12 protein-coding genes are annotated in these 15223 nt (G+C 63.8%); 7 read left to right on the top strand and 5 right to left on the bottom strand.

Going from position 1 to position 15223, the window contains the following annotated elements; genetic code table 11:
• Positions 1 to 2 precede the first annotated feature (2 nt).
• On the top strand, positions 3 to 1025 hold the full coding sequence (locus LB558_RS19360) for a type II secretion system F family protein (RefSeq protein ID WP_224699016.1): 1023 nt from the start codon (positions 3 to 5) through the stop codon (positions 1023 to 1025).
• A 92-nt stretch (positions 1026 to 1117) separates the two neighbouring features.
• Here LB558_RS19360 and LB558_RS19365 read toward each other — a convergent pair whose 3' ends face one another.
• Positions 1118 to 1939 carry a tetratricopeptide repeat protein gene (locus LB558_RS19365; protein WP_127256719.1) on the bottom strand — a complete coding sequence of 274 codons (822 nt, stop codon included), beginning with the start codon at positions 1937 to 1939 and terminating at the stop codon, positions 1118 to 1120.
• Between the two features lie 126 nt (positions 1940 to 2065).
• Here LB558_RS19365 and LB558_RS19370 point away from each other — a divergent pair, with 126 nt between their 5' ends.
• The 5 genes from LB558_RS19370 to pdeM all read left to right on the top strand — a co-directional run bounded on the left by LB558_RS19370 (position 2066) and on the right by pdeM (position 8074).
• Entirely contained in the window at positions 2066 to 3430 is a 1365-nt protein-coding gene (locus LB558_RS19370; protein ID WP_224699017.1) for a leucyl aminopeptidase family protein, read from the top strand.
• 71 nt (positions 3431 to 3501) lie between these two features.
• The gene (locus LB558_RS19375; protein WP_013533675.1) at positions 3502 to 3852 is read left to right on the top strand and encodes a MarR family winged helix-turn-helix transcriptional regulator; all 351 of its coding nucleotides are present in this window, start codon (positions 3502 to 3504) and stop codon (positions 3850 to 3852) included.
• 31 nt (positions 3853 to 3883) lie between these two features.
• Positions 3884 to 4744 carry an NlpC/P60 family protein gene (locus LB558_RS19380; RefSeq protein ID WP_224699018.1) on the top strand — a complete coding sequence of 287 codons (861 nt, stop codon included), beginning with the start codon at positions 3884 to 3886 and terminating at the stop codon, positions 4742 to 4744.
• A gap of 67 nt (positions 4745 to 4811) precedes the next feature.
• Entirely contained in the window at positions 4812 to 7361 is a 2550-nt protein-coding gene (locus LB558_RS19385) for a ligase-associated DNA damage response DEXH box helicase (RefSeq protein ID WP_224699019.1), read from the top strand.
• Entirely contained in the window at positions 7358 to 8074 is a 717-nt protein-coding gene (gene pdeM / locus LB558_RS19390; protein ID WP_224699020.1) for a ligase-associated DNA damage response endonuclease PdeM, read from the top strand. Before LB558_RS19385 ends, pdeM begins: the two co-directional genes overlap by 4 nt.
• 7 nt (positions 8075 to 8081) lie before the next feature.
• On the opposite strand, the gene LB558_RS19395 is transcribed toward pdeM, so the two are convergent.
• Genes LB558_RS19395 through LB558_RS19405 form a run of 3 tightly spaced genes read right to left on the bottom strand, consistent with a single transcriptional unit; the run spans position 8082 to position 12682 of the window.
• Positions 8082 to 9017 carry a dimethyl sulfoxide reductase anchor subunit family protein gene (locus tag LB558_RS19395; RefSeq protein WP_224699021.1) on the bottom strand — a complete coding sequence of 312 codons (936 nt, stop codon included), beginning with the start codon at positions 9015 to 9017 and terminating at the stop codon, positions 8082 to 8084.
• 3 nt (positions 9018 to 9020) lie between these two features.
• The gene (locus LB558_RS19400) at positions 9021 to 9755 is read right to left on the bottom strand and encodes a 4Fe-4S dicluster domain-containing protein (protein ID WP_224699022.1); all 735 of its coding nucleotides are present in this window, start codon (positions 9753 to 9755) and stop codon (positions 9021 to 9023) included.
• Positions 9752 to 12682, bottom strand: a complete 2931-nt coding sequence (locus LB558_RS19405; protein WP_224699023.1) for a molybdopterin oxidoreductase family protein — start codon at positions 12680 to 12682, stop codon at positions 9752 to 9754. Before LB558_RS19405 ends, LB558_RS19400 begins: the two co-directional genes overlap by 4 nt.
• A gap of 278 nt (positions 12683 to 12960) precedes the next feature.
• On the opposite strand from LB558_RS19405, the gene LB558_RS19410 reads away from it, so the two are divergent.
• Positions 12961 to 13854: a LysR family transcriptional regulator gene (locus tag LB558_RS19410; protein WP_224699024.1), complete on the top strand. Its 894-nt coding sequence runs from the start codon at positions 12961 to 12963 to the stop codon at positions 13852 to 13854.
• Positions 13855 to 13865: 11 nt separating this feature from the next.
• Here the strand turns inward: LB558_RS19410 and LB558_RS19415 are convergent, their stop codons facing one another.
• On the bottom strand, positions 13866 to 15122 hold the full coding sequence (locus LB558_RS19415; protein WP_224699025.1) for an Hsp70 family protein: 1257 nt from the start codon (positions 15120 to 15122) through the stop codon (positions 13866 to 13868).
• Positions 15123 to 15223 lie beyond the last annotated feature (101 nt).

Here is a 15223-nt window from a genome sequence, read left to right on the forward strand (position 1 = left end):
GCATGACCGAGCAAGTCATCAAGACCCTGACGGATCCGAGCTTCCTGATCGCGATGCTGGTCGCCATTGCGGTGTTTGCGACCGTCTTCACCTTGCTGCCGGCGTTTGGCGGAAACCAGCTCAAGTCACGCATGAAATCCGTTGCGCTGGAACGCGACGAACTGCGTGCGCAGCAGCGCGCCCGGCTTGCGGTCGAGGCCGACCGCCGTCGCAAGGGCTTGCGCGAGGAACAGTCGGTCGGCATGCGCAACATTGTCGACCGGCTGGATTTGAGACGCGCGCTCGCCGATGAAGGCACCTTGCAGAAACTCAAGGTAGCCGGCTTTCGTGGACAGAATCCGCTGACGCGGTTTCTTTTCTTCCGTCTCGTGCTTCCTTTTGTCGGTTTCGCGCTGGCCGCAATCTACATCTTCGTGCTCGGAGGACTGCCCGACAAGCCGTTGGTCATCAGGCTGTTCGTCTGCATCCTCGTTGCTTACGGCGGCTTCTACGCGCCAGTCATCTACGTCAACAACCGCGCCACCAAGCGCAAGCAGTCGATCCAGATGGCATGGCCGGATGGGCTCGATCTGATGCTGATCTGCGTCGAATCGGGCATGTCGGTGGAAGCAGCACTGCGCAAGGTCGCCGACGAGATCGGCGCGCAATCGGTTGCGCTGGCGGAAGAGTTCATCCTCACCAACGCCGAGCTTTCCTATCTGCCGGAGCGTAAGCAGGCCTACGAGAACCTGGCAAGCCGCACCGGCCTGGATTCGGTCAAGTCGGTGTCTCAGGCGCTCGTCCAGGCCGAGCGTTACGGCACGCCGGTGGCGCATGCACTGCGCGTGCTTGCCGCCGAAAGCCGCGACATGCGCATGAATGCGGCCGAGAAGAAGGCGGCCGCCCTGCCGCCAAAACTTACCGTGCCGATGATCCTGTTTTTCCTGCCGGTGCTTTTCGCCATCATTTTGGGTCCCGCCGGTATTCAGGTCAGCCAGCGCGGTATCTTCGGCGATCATGCGGCGCCGGCAGCAAACGCCCAGTAGCGGCAAGGCAAATTCCTGCATTCAACCTCAAACGAAGAAGCCGCGCTGCATGCAGCGCGGCTTCTTCGTTTGAGGTTGTTGGAATTGTGATCTCAGTTGGTCGCGGACTTCGGCTTGTCCTGATCCTTGAGTTGGCTCCAGGCGTTCTGCTGGGCCAGCATCTGCCTGAGATAGGCGACATTTGCCTGCGCCTGTTCGGGCGAGAGTTCCTGTGAGGCGATCTTCTCGGCCTCGTCGAAACGGCCTTGCAGGCCGACGACCAGTGCCAGGTTCTGGCGGACGCGGCTGTCCGCATTCGGCTGTTGCGCGGCCGAGCGCATATAGGTTTCGGCGGTGCGCAGGTCACCTTCCAGCACATACGACATGCCAAGATTGGAGAGCACGGAAGGCTCGTTCGGCTTGAGATCGAGTGCCTTGCGGTAAAGCCGGCGCGCATCGTCCTTCTGACCGGTCTGGTCGAGAATGGCCGCTTCGGCCGACACCAGCTTCCAGTCGGGATATTCCGGTGTCTGAGCACGGCGCACGGCGTCGAGCGCCGCCTCGAACTGGCCATTGGCGGCCAGCGCCTTGCCATAGGAGGCAAGAACGTCACGATCCTTCGGCAAAGCGATGGCGAGTTTGCGCATCACGGCGAGCGACTGATCGGCGTCGCCATCCATCTGCAATGCAGCCGCATAATTCGTCGCTATCCGCTTGTCGTTGGGGTTCTTCGCATAGGATTGGCCAAGTGCGCCGGTGGCACTGTGCAGTTCACCGGCCGACATGCTTTCCAGCGGTTTGCCGCTGGTGCGTGCGATAGAGCCGGTGGAGAGCTTGTCGGTTCCGCAACCGGCAACGCCCGCCGTCAGCGCCAGCACCAGAGCGGTGGTGATGAGCCGTTTTCCCCTGGCATTGATCCTGCGGTTGGTCGGCATGGCACCCTGAGCCTCCATTCATGCGCGGCCATTGCGTGGCCGTCTTCCCTCCCGCAGAAATATTCTGTTAACCCTAACGGACGGTTAAGAACGGCGACTCGAAGGTCGCCGCATGGAGAACATCGAATGCCTGTCGAACTCGTCGAGAACAAACTGCCTGGCTCACTGCCGGTCCATCTGGTCGCCGGGGAGGGTCTCGAGGCGACGGGTCTTGCGTCAGCGGCTGTTGCCTGGGCCAGGGCCAACGGCTTTTCCGGCGAGGCAGGCAGGACGCTGGTCGTGCCCGGTGAAAACGGCACGCTCGGCGGCGCTTTGTTCGGTGTCGGCGATGGCGAAGGCGCGCTCGCCATCGGCCTATTGTCGAAAGCCTTGCCGGAAGGCGACTGGCATTTCGCCTCGGCGCCGGTCGAGCCCGAACTGGCGGCAATCGCACTGGTGCTCGGCGGCTATGTCTTCACCCGTTACGGCAAGAAGTCAGGCAGGGCGCTGCGCTTCGGCCTGCCGGCAGGCGTCGATGCCGGGCGCGTTCGCCGCATTGCCGATGGCGTCTTCCTGACACGCGATCTGGTCAACACGCCGACCAGCGATATGGGTCCGGAAGATTTGGAGCAGGCGGTGCGGACCCTGGCCGCCAGGCACAAGGCTGAAGTCTGGGTGATCAAGGGCGACGATCTCCTCGACCGGAACTTCCCGATGATCCATGCGGTCGGCCGCGCGTCGGCCGGCGCGCCGCGCCTGATCGACATGAGATGGGGCCAGCAAGGCTCGCCGAAGGTGACGCTGGTCGGCAAGGGCGTCTGCTTCGATACGGGCGGCCTCGACATCAAGCCATCGTCCGGCATGCTGTTGATGAAGAAGGACATGGGCGGTGCTGCCAATGTCCTTGGCCTCGCCTCGATGCTCATGGCTGCCAGGCTGAATGTGCAACTGCGCGTGCTCATTCCCGCGGTCGAGAATTCGATCGCCGGCAACGCCTTCCGGCCCGGGGACGTGCTGGCGAGCCGCAAGGGCATCACTGTCGAGATCGGCAACACGGATGCCGAGGGACGGCTGGTGCTGGCCGACGCGCTGGCGCTGGCCGACGAGGAGGAGCCGCATCTTCTGGTCGACATGGCAACGCTGACCGGGGCTGCCCGTGTCGCGCTCGGCCCCGATCTGCCACCGTTCTACACCGGCGACGAAACGCTGGCATCCGACCTTGCGGCAGCTTCCGTCGCGGCCGAGGACCCGCTGTGGCGCATGCCGCTGTGGCAGCCCTACGATGCAAAACTGTCGTCGAAGATCGCCGACATCAACAATGTCACCCCGGATGGTTTCGCCGGCTCGATCACGGCGGCGCTGTTCCTCAAGCGCTTCGTCGAAAAAACCGCGGGCTGGGCGCATTTCGACATCTTCGCCTGGAACCCCGCTGACCGCCCGCATGGCCCCGCCGGCGGCGAGGCACAAGGCATCCGCGCGCTGGAGCGGATCATCGCGAAACGCTACGGCTGACAGTCGCAGGCGAGAGACGGCAATCGCTTGACTGAAACGGAACCGAAACAATTTGCCGTCATGCTGGCGCGATGTCGATTGCGATGCGCCCGAGCCAGGCCTTGCGACTGTGGCAGCAGGTGATGCTGTCGCAGGTGCGCGACGACGCGCCCGATCTGACCATGCGCCAGACGGCAATCCTGTTCACCATCTATCTCGATCCGCCGCCGCACACCGTGCGCGGGCTCGCCGCGCGCCTCAATGTCACCAAGCCCGTGATCACCCGCGCCCTCGACACGATGGGCGCTTTGAAACTCGTCTCGCGTCATCGCGACGAACTCGACAAGCGCAATGTTCTGATCAGGCGCACGGTCGAGGGCGCGCTCTTTGTCGAGCGCTTCGGCGATGGTATCATCGCCAAGGCGCTCGAACTGCCGATGTGAGCGAATTACCTTTTCAACAGAGTGCTCGATTTTGACTGCCAGGGATGCCCGCCTTCACGCTTTTCGCTCCGACCTCGCCGATGCGCGGCTGAAGGGCGAGGTCGCCGCCGACCGCTTCGTCGCCGGCCGGCCGGCGCGGGTCATCGCGTCAGTGGCCGATATGCGCAAGGCGCCACGGCCGGATGCCGGCGTCAACACGCAAGCGCTGTTCGGCGACGATGTCCTGGTCTTCGATGTCGCCGAAGGCTGGGCCTGGGTTCAGGCCGAACGCGACGGCTATGTCGGCTATGTCGCCGACACGATGCTGGGCAAACGGGACCATGCGCCGACGCACATCGTCCGTGTGCCGCGCACCTTCCTCTACCCCGGGCCGGATCTGCGCTTTCCGATCGCCGGACAATTGTCGATGGGATCGACGGTGACGGTGACGGAGGTCGCCGAGACGCGCGGTACGCACTATGCGGTCCTGCCTTCCGGCGAGGCGCTGATCGCAGGTCACCTGCGGCCGCTCAGTGAAGCTGCCTCCGACTATGTCGCGGTTGCCGAGGCGTTTCTAGGAACACCTTATCTCTGGGGCGGTACTTCCGGTTTCGGAATCGACTGTTCGGGGCTGGTGCAACTGGCGATGCGCATGGCCGGCAACGACGTACTGCGCGATTCCGACATGCAGGCGGCGGCACTTGGCGAGCCACTGGAACCGGGACCTGATTTCTCAGGCTTGCGACGCGGCGATCTGGTGTTCTGGAAGGGCCATGTCGCCGTCATGACCGATGCCGACACGATGATCCACGCCAACGGCCACACCATGCTGGTGTCGCGCGAAGGGCTGAAGGACGCCGTTGTTCGCATCGGATATCTTTACGGCGGCCCGACCGGGTTTCGGCGGCCTTAGGGAAGAACGATCCCCTTTTGTTCCGATTCTTCTTGGCGATTGACTGCCGTCGCGCTACCTCTGGCAGGTGACAGAGCAGCCGCGCCTTGCCGAACAGAATGCCGCCGTGGCCCTACCCGAACCATTCCTCAGATGGTTTGGCGAGAAAGGCTGGTCGCCGCGCGCCCATCAGATCGAACTTCTGGCGAAAGCCCAGGCCGGTCAGTCGGTCCTGCTGATCGCGCCGACCGGTGCCGGCAAGACGCTGGCCGGCTTCCTGCCTTCGCTGACCGAACTGGCCAGCCGGTCAAAGAGAAAGCCAGGCCAGGCGCAGCGCGGCATCCACACGCTCTACATCTCGCCGCTGAAGGCGCTTGCCGTCGATATCGAGCGCAATCTCGGGAAGCCGGTGGAGGAAATCGGCCTGCCTGTCACCATCGAGACGCGCACCGGCGACACGCCGGCGCACAAGCGCCAGCGCCAGAAGCTGGTGCCGCCCGATATCCTGCTGACCACGCCCGAGCAACTGGCGCTGCTGATAGCGGCAGCCGATGCAAAACGCTTCTTCGAGGATCTGCGCTACGTCGTGCTCGACGAACTGCACTCGCTGGTGACATCGAAACGCGGGCATCTGCTGGCGCTCGGCCTGGCGCGGCTGCGCAGTTTTGTCCCCGGTCTGCAGACGATCGGCCTGTCGGCGACGGTGGCCGAACCTGACGAGTTGCGGCGCTGGCTGGTCAGCCAGAATCCGACCAAGGGTTCGATAGGGCCCGACATGGCCGAATTGATTGTCGTCACCGGCGGTGCCAAGCCCGAAATCTCCATCCTTGATTCGGAAGAGCGCGTGCCATGGGCGGGGCACTCGGCGCGCTATGCCACGCCGGAAATCTATCGCGAGATCAAGCGCCACAAGACGACCCTGTTGTTCGTCAACACCCGCAGCCAGGCGGAGCTGCTGTTCCAGGAATTGTGGCGGGTCAACGAAGATACGTTGCCGATCGCGCTGCATCACGGTTCGCTCGACGTCGCCCAGCGCCGGCGCGTCGAAAAGGCGATGGGGGAAAACGCACTGCGCGCCATCGTCGCGACGTCGACGCTCGATCTCGGCATCGACTGGGGCGATGTCGATCTGGTCGTGCATGTCGGCGCGCCGAAGGGTGCCAGCCGACTTGCGCAACGCATCGGACGCGCCAACCACCGCATGGATGAACCGTCCAAGGCGATCCTCATCCCCGCCAACCGCTTTGAGGTGCTGGAATGCCGGGCCGCCCTCGACGCCAACTATCTCGGTGCGCAAGACACGCCGCCCTTGATCAATGGCGGGCTCGACGTGCTGGCGCAGCATGTGCTGGGCTGTGCCTGCGGCGCACCGTTCCGTGCCGATGATCTGTTCGAGGAAGTGCGCACGGCAGCACCCTATGTCTGCCTCGACCGGCCGACATTCGACCGCGTCATCGATTTCGTCGCCACCGGCGGCTATGCGTTGAAGAATTACGAGCGCTACGCCCGCATACGCCTGAACAAGGACGGATTCTGGCGGGTGTCCAATCCGCGCGTCGCCCAGCAATATCGGCTGAATGTCGGCACCATCATCGAGGTGCCGGCGCTCAATGTGCGATATGTGCAGGCCGGCAGCAAAGGCGCGGCTTCGCGCGGCGGTCGAGTACTCGGCAAGATCGAGGAGGCCTTCCTCGAAACGCTGACGCATGGCGACACCTTCATGTTCGCCGGCAAGGTTCTGCGCTTCGAGGGCATCCGCGAGAATGAATGCTTCGTGTCGAACGCGCCCGGCAGCGATGCCAAGGTGCCTTACTATGGAGGCGGCAAGTTTCCGCTTTCGACATATCTCGCCGAACAGGTCCGCATCATGCTGGACGACCCGCAGCGATGGAAAAAGTTGCCCGAGCAGGTCGCCGACTGGCTGCGGTTCCAGGCAGACAAATCGGTGCTGCCTAAGCGCGACGACCTGCTGATCGAGACCTTTCCACGAGGCAACCGCCACTATCTGGTGGCTTATCCGTTCGAGGGCAGGCTGGCGCATCAGACGCTCGGCATGCTGCTCACCCGCCGCCTAGACAGGGCAGGAGCCAGGCCGCTCGGCTTCGTCGCCACCGATTACGCCTTGGCGATATGGTCACTGGGCGACATGGGCACGATGTTCAAAGCCAGGAAGCCTTCGCTGAGCGCCCTTTTCGACCAGGACATGCTGGGCGATGACCTCGAAGCCTGGCTGGCCGACAGCTGGCTTCTCAAGCGCACCTTCCGCAACTGCGCGCTGATTTCGGGATTGATCGAGAAACGCCACCCCGGCCAGGAAAAGAGCGGCCGCCAGGTTACGGTCTCGACCGACCTGATCTACGATGTGCTGCGCAGCCATGAACCGGACCACATCCTGCTTCAGGCCACACGCGCCGACGCAGCGACCGGCCTGCTCGATGTCAGCAGACTTGCCGACATGCTCTCGCGCATCCAGGGTCGAATCGTGCATAAGGCACTAGAACAGATATCGCCGCTCGCCGTGCCGATCATGCTTGAGATCGGCAAGATGCCGGTCAATGGCGAAGCCGATGAAACGCTGTTGATGGATGCGGCGACACTGGTCGAGGAGGCCATGGGGCCGGGAATGGTTGAGGAATGAGTTTTTCGCTGGCGCGCACATCGCTGATCGCCGAGGCCGACTTCGTCAGCATCGCCGGCGAGCGCGCCGTCTGCGACCCGCGCGGCGTGCTCTATTTTCCGGATCTGCGGCTTCTGGCCGTGTCCGACCTGCATCTGGAAAAGGGCTCGTCGCTGGCACGCCGCGGCACGCTGATCCCGCCCTACGACACCGGCGCGACCTTGCTGCGGCTTCAGGCCGTGATATCAGACTACCAGCCATCGATCGTCATCAGCCTGGGCGACAGTTTTCATGATGGCGGTGGCGCCCAGCGTATGCATGCAAGCTTCCGCGAGCGGCTGGAAGCGTTGATGGCCGGCCGGCAATGGTTCTGGGTCGCCGGCAATCATGACCCGGAAGCGCCAGCCGACCTGCCTGGCGAGACGGTGCGTGAACTTGCTATAGGCTCGCTGCTGTTCCGGCACGAGCCGTCGAAGCAGCGCGTCGAGGGCGAAATAGCGGGCCATCTGCATCCCTGCGCCCGCATAGTCCAGCAGGGCCGCTCGGTGAGGCGGCGCTGCTTTGCCGGCGACGGTGGCCGCATGATCATGCCGGCCTTCGGCGCCTATACCGGCTCGCTCAACGTGCTCGACCGCGCCTATGCCGGGCTCTTCCGGCTGGATACGCTGATGGCTTATATGCTGGGCGCCCAACGCATCTTTGCCATTTCCGGCTCGATGCTGCGGCCGGGCTAAACAGCCCTTACCTGCCGTAGTAGAGCGTAACCGTGTGCTTCGCCTCTGCAAAGAACAGCCAGCGCTCGACCAGCATACCGGCGAACTGGATTACAGCAGCGAGTACCGACAGCAACGCTGCCAGCGGCCATGGCAGGGCGAACACAATGGCGAGCAGCCCCAAGGGCAACGCGAAGGCCAGAAGCTGCGTGATCCGGCGCAGCCGCGCGCCATGCTTGCGCGCGATGCGGAAACCCATTTCCTTGAGCAAATAATTTTCCTCGGTATGCGGCCATTCCAGGGACCGCACTGTACCGCCGGCCAACCCCGTTGCGGTGTTGGCGGTGGTCGCGATCTCCAATCGGTCGTTGTAGCGCCAGGTCGCGAGCTTCCAGCCCCAGCCGATCCAGGTCAGCAGCAGGCAAGCCGCCAGCTGCACCTTCGAACCAAGCGCAAAGCCCTGCAGCAGCGCGTTCAGCAGCACGCTGCCGGTCATCGCCGAGAAGATGACATAGCCGGGCAGGGTGAAGCGGCTGTGCCATTGGGCGATCGGCTTCAGCGACGCATAGATCATGCCTGTGGTGCAGACGGTGACGATCGCGCCGCAGGCCGCCAGCAATCCGGCAATGGCCACCCAGCCACTGGTGCGGCCAAAAAAAATCCAACCGATGCCGAACAGTCCCGCCGGAATGAAGGTGATGACCGAGGCAACGCCTTCGCGTGACAGCCATGAGCTGCGCCACTGCGAGAACGCCCGCCAGGCGCGTTCGGGCCGGCCGAGGTGGCCGGTCGACGACAACAGGCCGGCCGCGATCAGGCCGAGTGCCAGTCCCATGCCGATGAGGCCCAGCCAGAAATCGGGTGGGATGATCCGGAAGCCTCCGAACATGCCCAGCAGTGCTAGCAGGCCGTAGCCGGCGCCGGTGGCGGTGGTGAAGAAGACGACGGAGAAGGCTGGATGCATGGTTCAGTTCGAAAGCATGCGGTCGACCCAGCCGAGAAAACCGCCTTCAGCCCGCACCGATTCGAGTGCCGGCGCGGCGACCGATGCGGCGCGCGCGGTGTGGGCGCGTGGCGGCAAATATTTGTTGGTCGGGCGATAGCCGAGCTCCGGCATCAGGTCGACGCCGCCACGCTCCGCCACCAGCTGCGAAACGGCCGACAGGGGATCGCCGAGATCGCCGAAATGGCGGGCGCTGGTCGGGCAAGCGGCGACGCAGGCCGGAACGCGATCTTCCTCGGCCAGATTGTCATTATAGATGCGGTCGACGCACAGCGTGCACTTCTTCATGACGCCGACATCGGTGTCGAATTCGCGTGCGCCGTAAGGACAGGCCCAGCTGCACAATTTGCAACCGATGCACTTGTCCTCGTCGATCAGCACGATGCCGTCCGAGGCCCGTTTGTAGGAGGCGCCGGTCGGGCAGACGGTGACGCAGGCCGGTGTCTCGCAATGCAGGCAGGAACGCGGAAAATTGACGGTGCGCCCGCCCATCTCGGTCGTGTGCTCGTAAGCGTGCACGCGGTTGAACCAGACGCCGTCGACATGGCCGCCATAGGGGTCGACGTCGGTCAGCGGCGCCATGTGGCCGCCGGTGTTCCATTCCTTGCAGGCGGTGACACAGGCCTGGCAGCCGACGCAGGTATCGAGATCGATGACGAGGCCGAGCTTCTTGCCGCTTTGGCTTGGCAGACAGGTCATTCGGTCGCCTCTCTTGCCCTGCGGAATTCTGCGCCGAAAGTCAGTCTGTCGGGCGAGGGTTCGAAATGCGGCGGTTGCTGGAAACGCTCGAACTGCGGTTCGGTGAAGCCGGCTTCTTCAGCCGCGCATTTGACGATGCGCACGCGCAGGTCGAACCATGCCGCCTGGCCGGTGACCGGATCGGAATTCGAATAGCGCTTGCCCTGAGCGTCAGCCGAGGTCTGGTCGCCGATGATATGATTGAGCAGGAAGCCACGGTTGCTCTCGGCCGCGTCGTCCTTCAGCCCCCAGCTGCCGCGCCTTTTGCCAATGGCGTTCCAGGTCCAGACCGTGCTTTCGTTCACCCCGTCGATCAGCTTGATCTGCCCCTTCACCCTGCCGTTGATGCTTTCGATCCACACCCAGTCATCGTCGACAAGTCCGAGACCGGCTGCCGTCCGGTGATGCACGAACAGCCGGTTCTGGCTGGTGATCTGCCTCAGCCACGCATTCTGCGAGCCCCAGGAATGGTACATATGCATCGGCCGCTGCGTCAGCGCATGCAGCGGATATTTTTTCAGGTCGACGGCCGCTTCCTCGAAGGGCATGTGCCAGAAGGGCAACGGGTCCATGTAGGTCTCGATGCGCTGGCGATCGCCCTTTGGTGGCAAGACAGGGCCATGCCCACGCGCCGCAAGGCGGAAGCGCTGCAGCGGCTCGGAATAGAGCTGGAAGACGATCGGCTCCGCCTTGGGGATGAAGCCCATCTGCACCGCGAAGTCGAGATAAGAGCGGTTGGCCATCTTGTAGTAGCGCTGGTCGTCGGCGAAATCGTGGTGCCAGAATCCGCCATTGTCGATGTAGCGCTGCAACTGGTCCGGGTTGGCCTCGCCCCTGCCGGTCGAGGTCCCGTCCTTGCCGCGCCAGCCGGCCAGCGGGCCGATGCCGGGCGTGCGCTCATGGTTGACGATGTAGTCGGCGTAGTCGGCATACTTGGCCGAGCCTTCGTCGTTGACGAAACCGGGCAGGCCGAGCCGCGCGCCAAGTTCGATCAGCACCGACTGGAACGGCCGGACGTCGCGGTCAGGCTCGACGACGGGATGGCGGATGGCGTCGCCCGGTCCGTCGGCATGGCTGATCGGCCGGTCGAGCAGGCTGATGCAGTCATGGCGCTCGAGATAGGTGGTGTCGGGCAGCACGAGGTCGGCGAACGGCACCGTCTCGGAATAATAGGCATCGGAATAGATGATGAAGGGGATTTTGTAGTTGCCCTCGCTATCATGGTCGGTCAGCATCGCCATGGTCTCGACGGTGTTCATCGAGGAATTCCACGCCATGTTCGACATGTACATCATCAGTGTGTCGATCCTGTAGGGATCGCCGGCCCAGGCGTTGCGGATGACGGCGTGCATCAGGCCATGCGCGGCCAGAGGTGCGTCCCAGGAATAGGCCTTGTCGATGCGAAGCGGCGTGCCGGCCTCATCGACCAGCAAATCGTCCGGCCCACAGACGAAACCGAGCGGCATGCCGTCGAGCGGCGTCATCGGCTTGACGGTCTTGCCGGCTGGCTTCGGACCGGGCGGAGCGGAGCGGGGGTAGGGCGGCTTGAAACGGAAACCGCCGGGAACATCCACTGTACCCAACAGCACTTGAAGCAAATGGATGGCGCGGCAGGTGTGAAAGCCGTTCGAATGGGCCGAGATGCCGCGCATGGCGTGCATCGAGACAGGCCGCCCCTTGATGGTCTCGTGCCGGCGCCCGGCCCAATCGGTCCAGGCGATCGGCAGTTCGATCGTCTGTTCGAAGGCGACATGCGCAAGTTCGGCGGCGATCCTGCGGATCGCGTCGGCGGCAATGCCGCAGCGCTCGGCGACCGCGTCCGGTGCATAGCTCTCATCGAGGTAGCGGTCGGCGATCAACTGGAACACCGGGGCGCAGCGGCGTCCGCCGATCGTGAAGCTGCCCGTCAGTGCCGGCTTCGCACTCGCATCGGTGGCGCTGACCGGTCTTTTGGCCACCCTGTCCCATGCCAGCGGAGTGCCGTCGGCGTCGCGCACGAACAGACCGTCATCGGCGGCACCCGGCTCCTGGATGACGAGCGAATGGGCATTGGTGTAGCGCAGCAGATAATCGAGATCGACGCGGCCTGCCTTGAGCAATTCGTGGATGAGGGCGAACACGAACAGGCCATCGGTGCCGGGCCGGATGCCGATCCAGTCGTCGGCGATGGCATTGTAGCCGGTGCGGCACGGGTTGATCGAGACGACCTTGGCGCCGCGCGCCTTGAGTTTGCCGAGGCCGATCTTGATCGGGTTGGAATCATGGTCTTCGGCAACCCCGAACAGCATGAAATACCGGGTGTTGTCCCAGTCGGGCTCACCGAACTCCCAGAACGAACCGCCGATCGTGTAGAGACCGCCGGCCGCCATGTTGACCGAACAGAAGCCGCCATGGGCGGCGAAATTCGGCGTGCCGAACTGGCTCGCCCACCAGCCGGTCAAGGATTGGGATTGGTCGCGGCCGGTGAAGAAGGCCAGCTTCTTGGGGTCGGTCCGGCGGATGGCCGAGAGCCGTTCCGTCGCGATCGCGAATGCCTCCTCCCACTCGATCTCGCGGAATTCGCCGGAGCCGCGAGGGCCGGTGCGCAGCAATGGCTTCTTCAGCCTTGCCGGGCTGTAGTGCTGCATGATGCCGGAGCTGCCCTTGCCGCAGATCACGCCGCGATTGACCGGATGGTCCTTGTTGCCGTTGATGTAGCGGACCTTGCCATCCTTGATGTGCACGTCGATGCCACAGCGGCAGGCGCACATGTAGCAGGTCGTCTTGGCGATGCTGTCGGAAACATCAGGCGAGGTGTCGACGCCGTCGCCTTCGTTGGGCGCTCGCGTGTCGGCAAGCGGGCGTTGCGAGGGTGCTGAATTGGCGCCGCGGGGCGCTCCCTGCATCATGATCCGGTGTTGCTTGTACGACTGGCGGTTTTGGCCCGTGTCTTCGGTCCGGAGCCGCGCATGTAATGCTCTTCCGGATGATAGCGATCGCCGGCCAGCCGCCGCCTTATGCCGCGGGTCCAATGCGCAAGCAGGGATCTGAACCGCCCGATCATGCTGCTCTCTGCGATCTCTCGGCGAATTTTTTCTAACTTCGCTCGAAAACTTAGAATAAAGCTATCGATCTGTCTAATCAGTTGTTCTTGTAAATTCGATCGATATTGGTTCTTAATACGCCCATGACCCTGGACCAGTTGCGGATTTTCGTCGCCGTCGCCGAACGCGGCCATATGACCAAGGCGGCGGAACTGCTGGGCATTTCGCAGTCGGCCGCATCGGCGGCCATCCGGGCGCTTGAAGAGCAGCACGGCGTCCATCTGTTCAACCGCGTAGGCCGCAACATCGAGCTTGCCCAGACCGGCCACCGGTTCCTGCCCGAGGCCAAGGCCGTGCTCGAACGGGCCGCCGCCGCCCGCAATGTGCTGGAACATGTCTCGCAGACGGTCACCGGCAGCCTCTCGATCGCCGCCAGCCAGACCATCGCCAGCTACTGGCTGCCGCGTCGGCTGGCTTCCTTCCACGAAGCCTATCCGGCCGTCAGGCTGAGCGTCAGCATCGGCAACACCAGGCAGGTGGAGGCCAATGTTCTCGATGGCGCGGCGGATCTCGGCCTGGTCGAGGGGCGCACCGAGTCCGACATCCTGCGCCGCACCAAGGTCGACGTCGACAGGCTGATGCTGGTGGTCGCCAGCACGCATCCGGAGATCGCCGAAGTTGCGCCCGGCCACTCCGACATCAAGGACCTGCGCTGGATCATCCGCGAGGGCGGTTCGGGCACGCGCGAAGTGCTGGAGGATCTGGCGCGCCGCGAAGGGATTTCACTCGCCGACTTGCAGATATTCCTGGAGCTGCCGAGCAATGAGGCCATTCGCCAGGCGGTCGAGGCGGGAGCTGGCGCCACCATCATTTCGGAGCTAGTCGTGGCCCGTGCTGTGGCCGAAGGCAGTCTGAGATCGGTGCCGCTCGAACTGCCGAAACGCGACTTCGCCATGATCACCCATCGCGATCGCCAGGCAAGCCTGGCCCAGATAGCGCTCAAGGCGCATCTGGGTACATCAGCAGACCATGGGTGAGGCGGGCCGGGTTAGGCGAACTTGCGCTGCGCATCCAGCGCCAGACCAAGTCCGACCGAGCCGAACATGTCGCCTTCGATGACGGATGCCTGCGGCACCAGCGACAGGATTTCTCGCCTTGCCAGCGGGATCGCGGTCGATCCGCCAGTCAGGAACACCGCGGTGATGTCGGATGGCTTCACCTCAGCGTCGCGGATGGTCTGCGCCACCGTTGCGGTGACCCGCTCGATGTCCCTGGCAATCGTGGCGTCCAGCCCGTTGCGCGTGATTTCGGCGGCGAACTCCGCACCCGGCAGCTTCACGGCCACATGGGCGGACGAGCCGTCGGTCAGCTCTATCTTGGCCTTCTCGACAAGTGCCGCCAGCGCGTGTCCGTAGCGGTGTTCGACGATGTGGATGAAACGGTCGACCAGGTCGGCGCGCTCGGCCTCGTAGCGGATCTGGCGCAGATGCGTCATCGCCCTGGCGGTGTAGACCAGATTGATGCGCTGCCATGTCGCGAGGTCGATGAAGTAGCTTGCCGGCAGATTGCGCTTGCCGTCCTTGGTTGGCGTCAAATAGCCGAGCTGCGGCATCACATGGGCGATGCTCAGCAGCCGGTCGAAATCCGTGCCGCCGATATGAATGCCCCGGCTGGCCAGGATGTCGTCCTTGCGGTCGAGCGAACGGGAGCGCTGCGGTGAAACGCGCACGATCGAGAAGTCCGACGTGCCGCCGCCCATATCGATGATCAGCGCCAATTCCTCGCGTGTCACCTTCTGTTCGTAGTCGAGCGCCGCCGCGATCGGCTCGAACTGGAAAGCGATGTGCTTGAAGCCCTGGGCACGGGCGGCGTTCTCGAGTTCGCTTTGCGCCTTCGCGTCGGCCTCGGTATCGTCATCCACGAATTGCACCGGCCGGCCAAGCACCACGGTCTCGACCGTATCGCCGGCATCTGCTTCCAGCCTCTTCTTGAGATGGCCGAGGAACATGCCGACGATCTCCATGAAGCCGATCGACCGCGATTTGATGCGGGTCTTTTCATGGGCCAGCGAACTGCCTAGCACGCTCTTCAGCGAACGCATCAGCCGGCCTTCGATGCTGTCGGTGTAGTTGGCGATGGCGTGGCGGCCAAAGCAGGTGCGGTTGTCCTCGAAGTTGAAGAACACGGCACTGGGCAGCGTCACCTGGCCGTCCTCAAGCGCGACGAGGCGCGGCTGCCCGTTGCGGACCACGCCCACGGTGGAGTTCGAAGTCCCGAAGTCGATGCCGCCGAAGGCTGGTCGCATGACAAGTTCCTGTATTTGTCGTCGGCGAGCCGAGAGGCGCCATGAGAAATCACGCGCTGCCCGGGGGACGGGCTGCTTTGCCGAACCGAATTGTTTGTGTC

The sequence above is a fragment of the Mesorhizobium sp. CO1-1-8 genome, from assembly GCF_020164875.1.
Classification (GTDB): domain Bacteria; phylum Pseudomonadota; class Alphaproteobacteria; order Rhizobiales; family Rhizobiaceae; genus Mesorhizobium.

Bases quoted from the DNA above. Each gene is read 5' to 3' on its own strand.
- LB558_RS19360 (WP_224699016.1), top strand. From the start codon at position 3: ATGACCGAGCAAGTCATCAAGACCCTGACGGATCCGAGCTTCCTGATC.
- LB558_RS19365 (WP_127256719.1), bottom strand. From the start codon at position 1,939: ATGCCGACCAACCGCAGGATCAATGCCAGGGGAAAACGGCTCATCACC.
- LB558_RS19370 (WP_224699017.1), top strand. From the start codon at position 2,066: ATGCCTGTCGAACTCGTCGAGAACAAACTGCCTGGCTCACTGCCGGTC.
- LB558_RS19375 (WP_013533675.1), top strand. From the start codon at position 3,502: ATGTCGATTGCGATGCGCCCGAGCCAGGCCTTGCGACTGTGGCAGCAG.
- pdeM (WP_224699020.1), top strand. From the start codon at position 7,358: ATGAGTTTTTCGCTGGCGCGCACATCGCTGATCGCCGAGGCCGACTTC.
- LB558_RS19395 (WP_224699021.1), bottom strand. From the start codon at position 9,017: ATGCATCCAGCCTTCTCCGTCGTCTTCTTCACCACCGCCACCGGCGCC.
- LB558_RS19400 (WP_224699022.1), bottom strand. From the start codon at position 9,755: ATGACCTGTCTGCCAAGCCAAAGCGGCAAGAAGCTCGGCCTCGTCATC.
- LB558_RS19405 (WP_224699023.1), bottom strand. From the start codon at position 12,682: ATGATGCAGGGAGCGCCCCGCGGCGCCAATTCAGCACCCTCGCAACGC.
- LB558_RS19410 (WP_224699024.1), top strand. From the start codon at position 12,961: ATGACCCTGGACCAGTTGCGGATTTTCGTCGCCGTCGCCGAACGCGGC.
- LB558_RS19415 (WP_224699025.1), bottom strand. From the start codon at position 15,122: ATGCGACCAGCCTTCGGCGGCATCGACTTCGGGACTTCGAACTCCACC.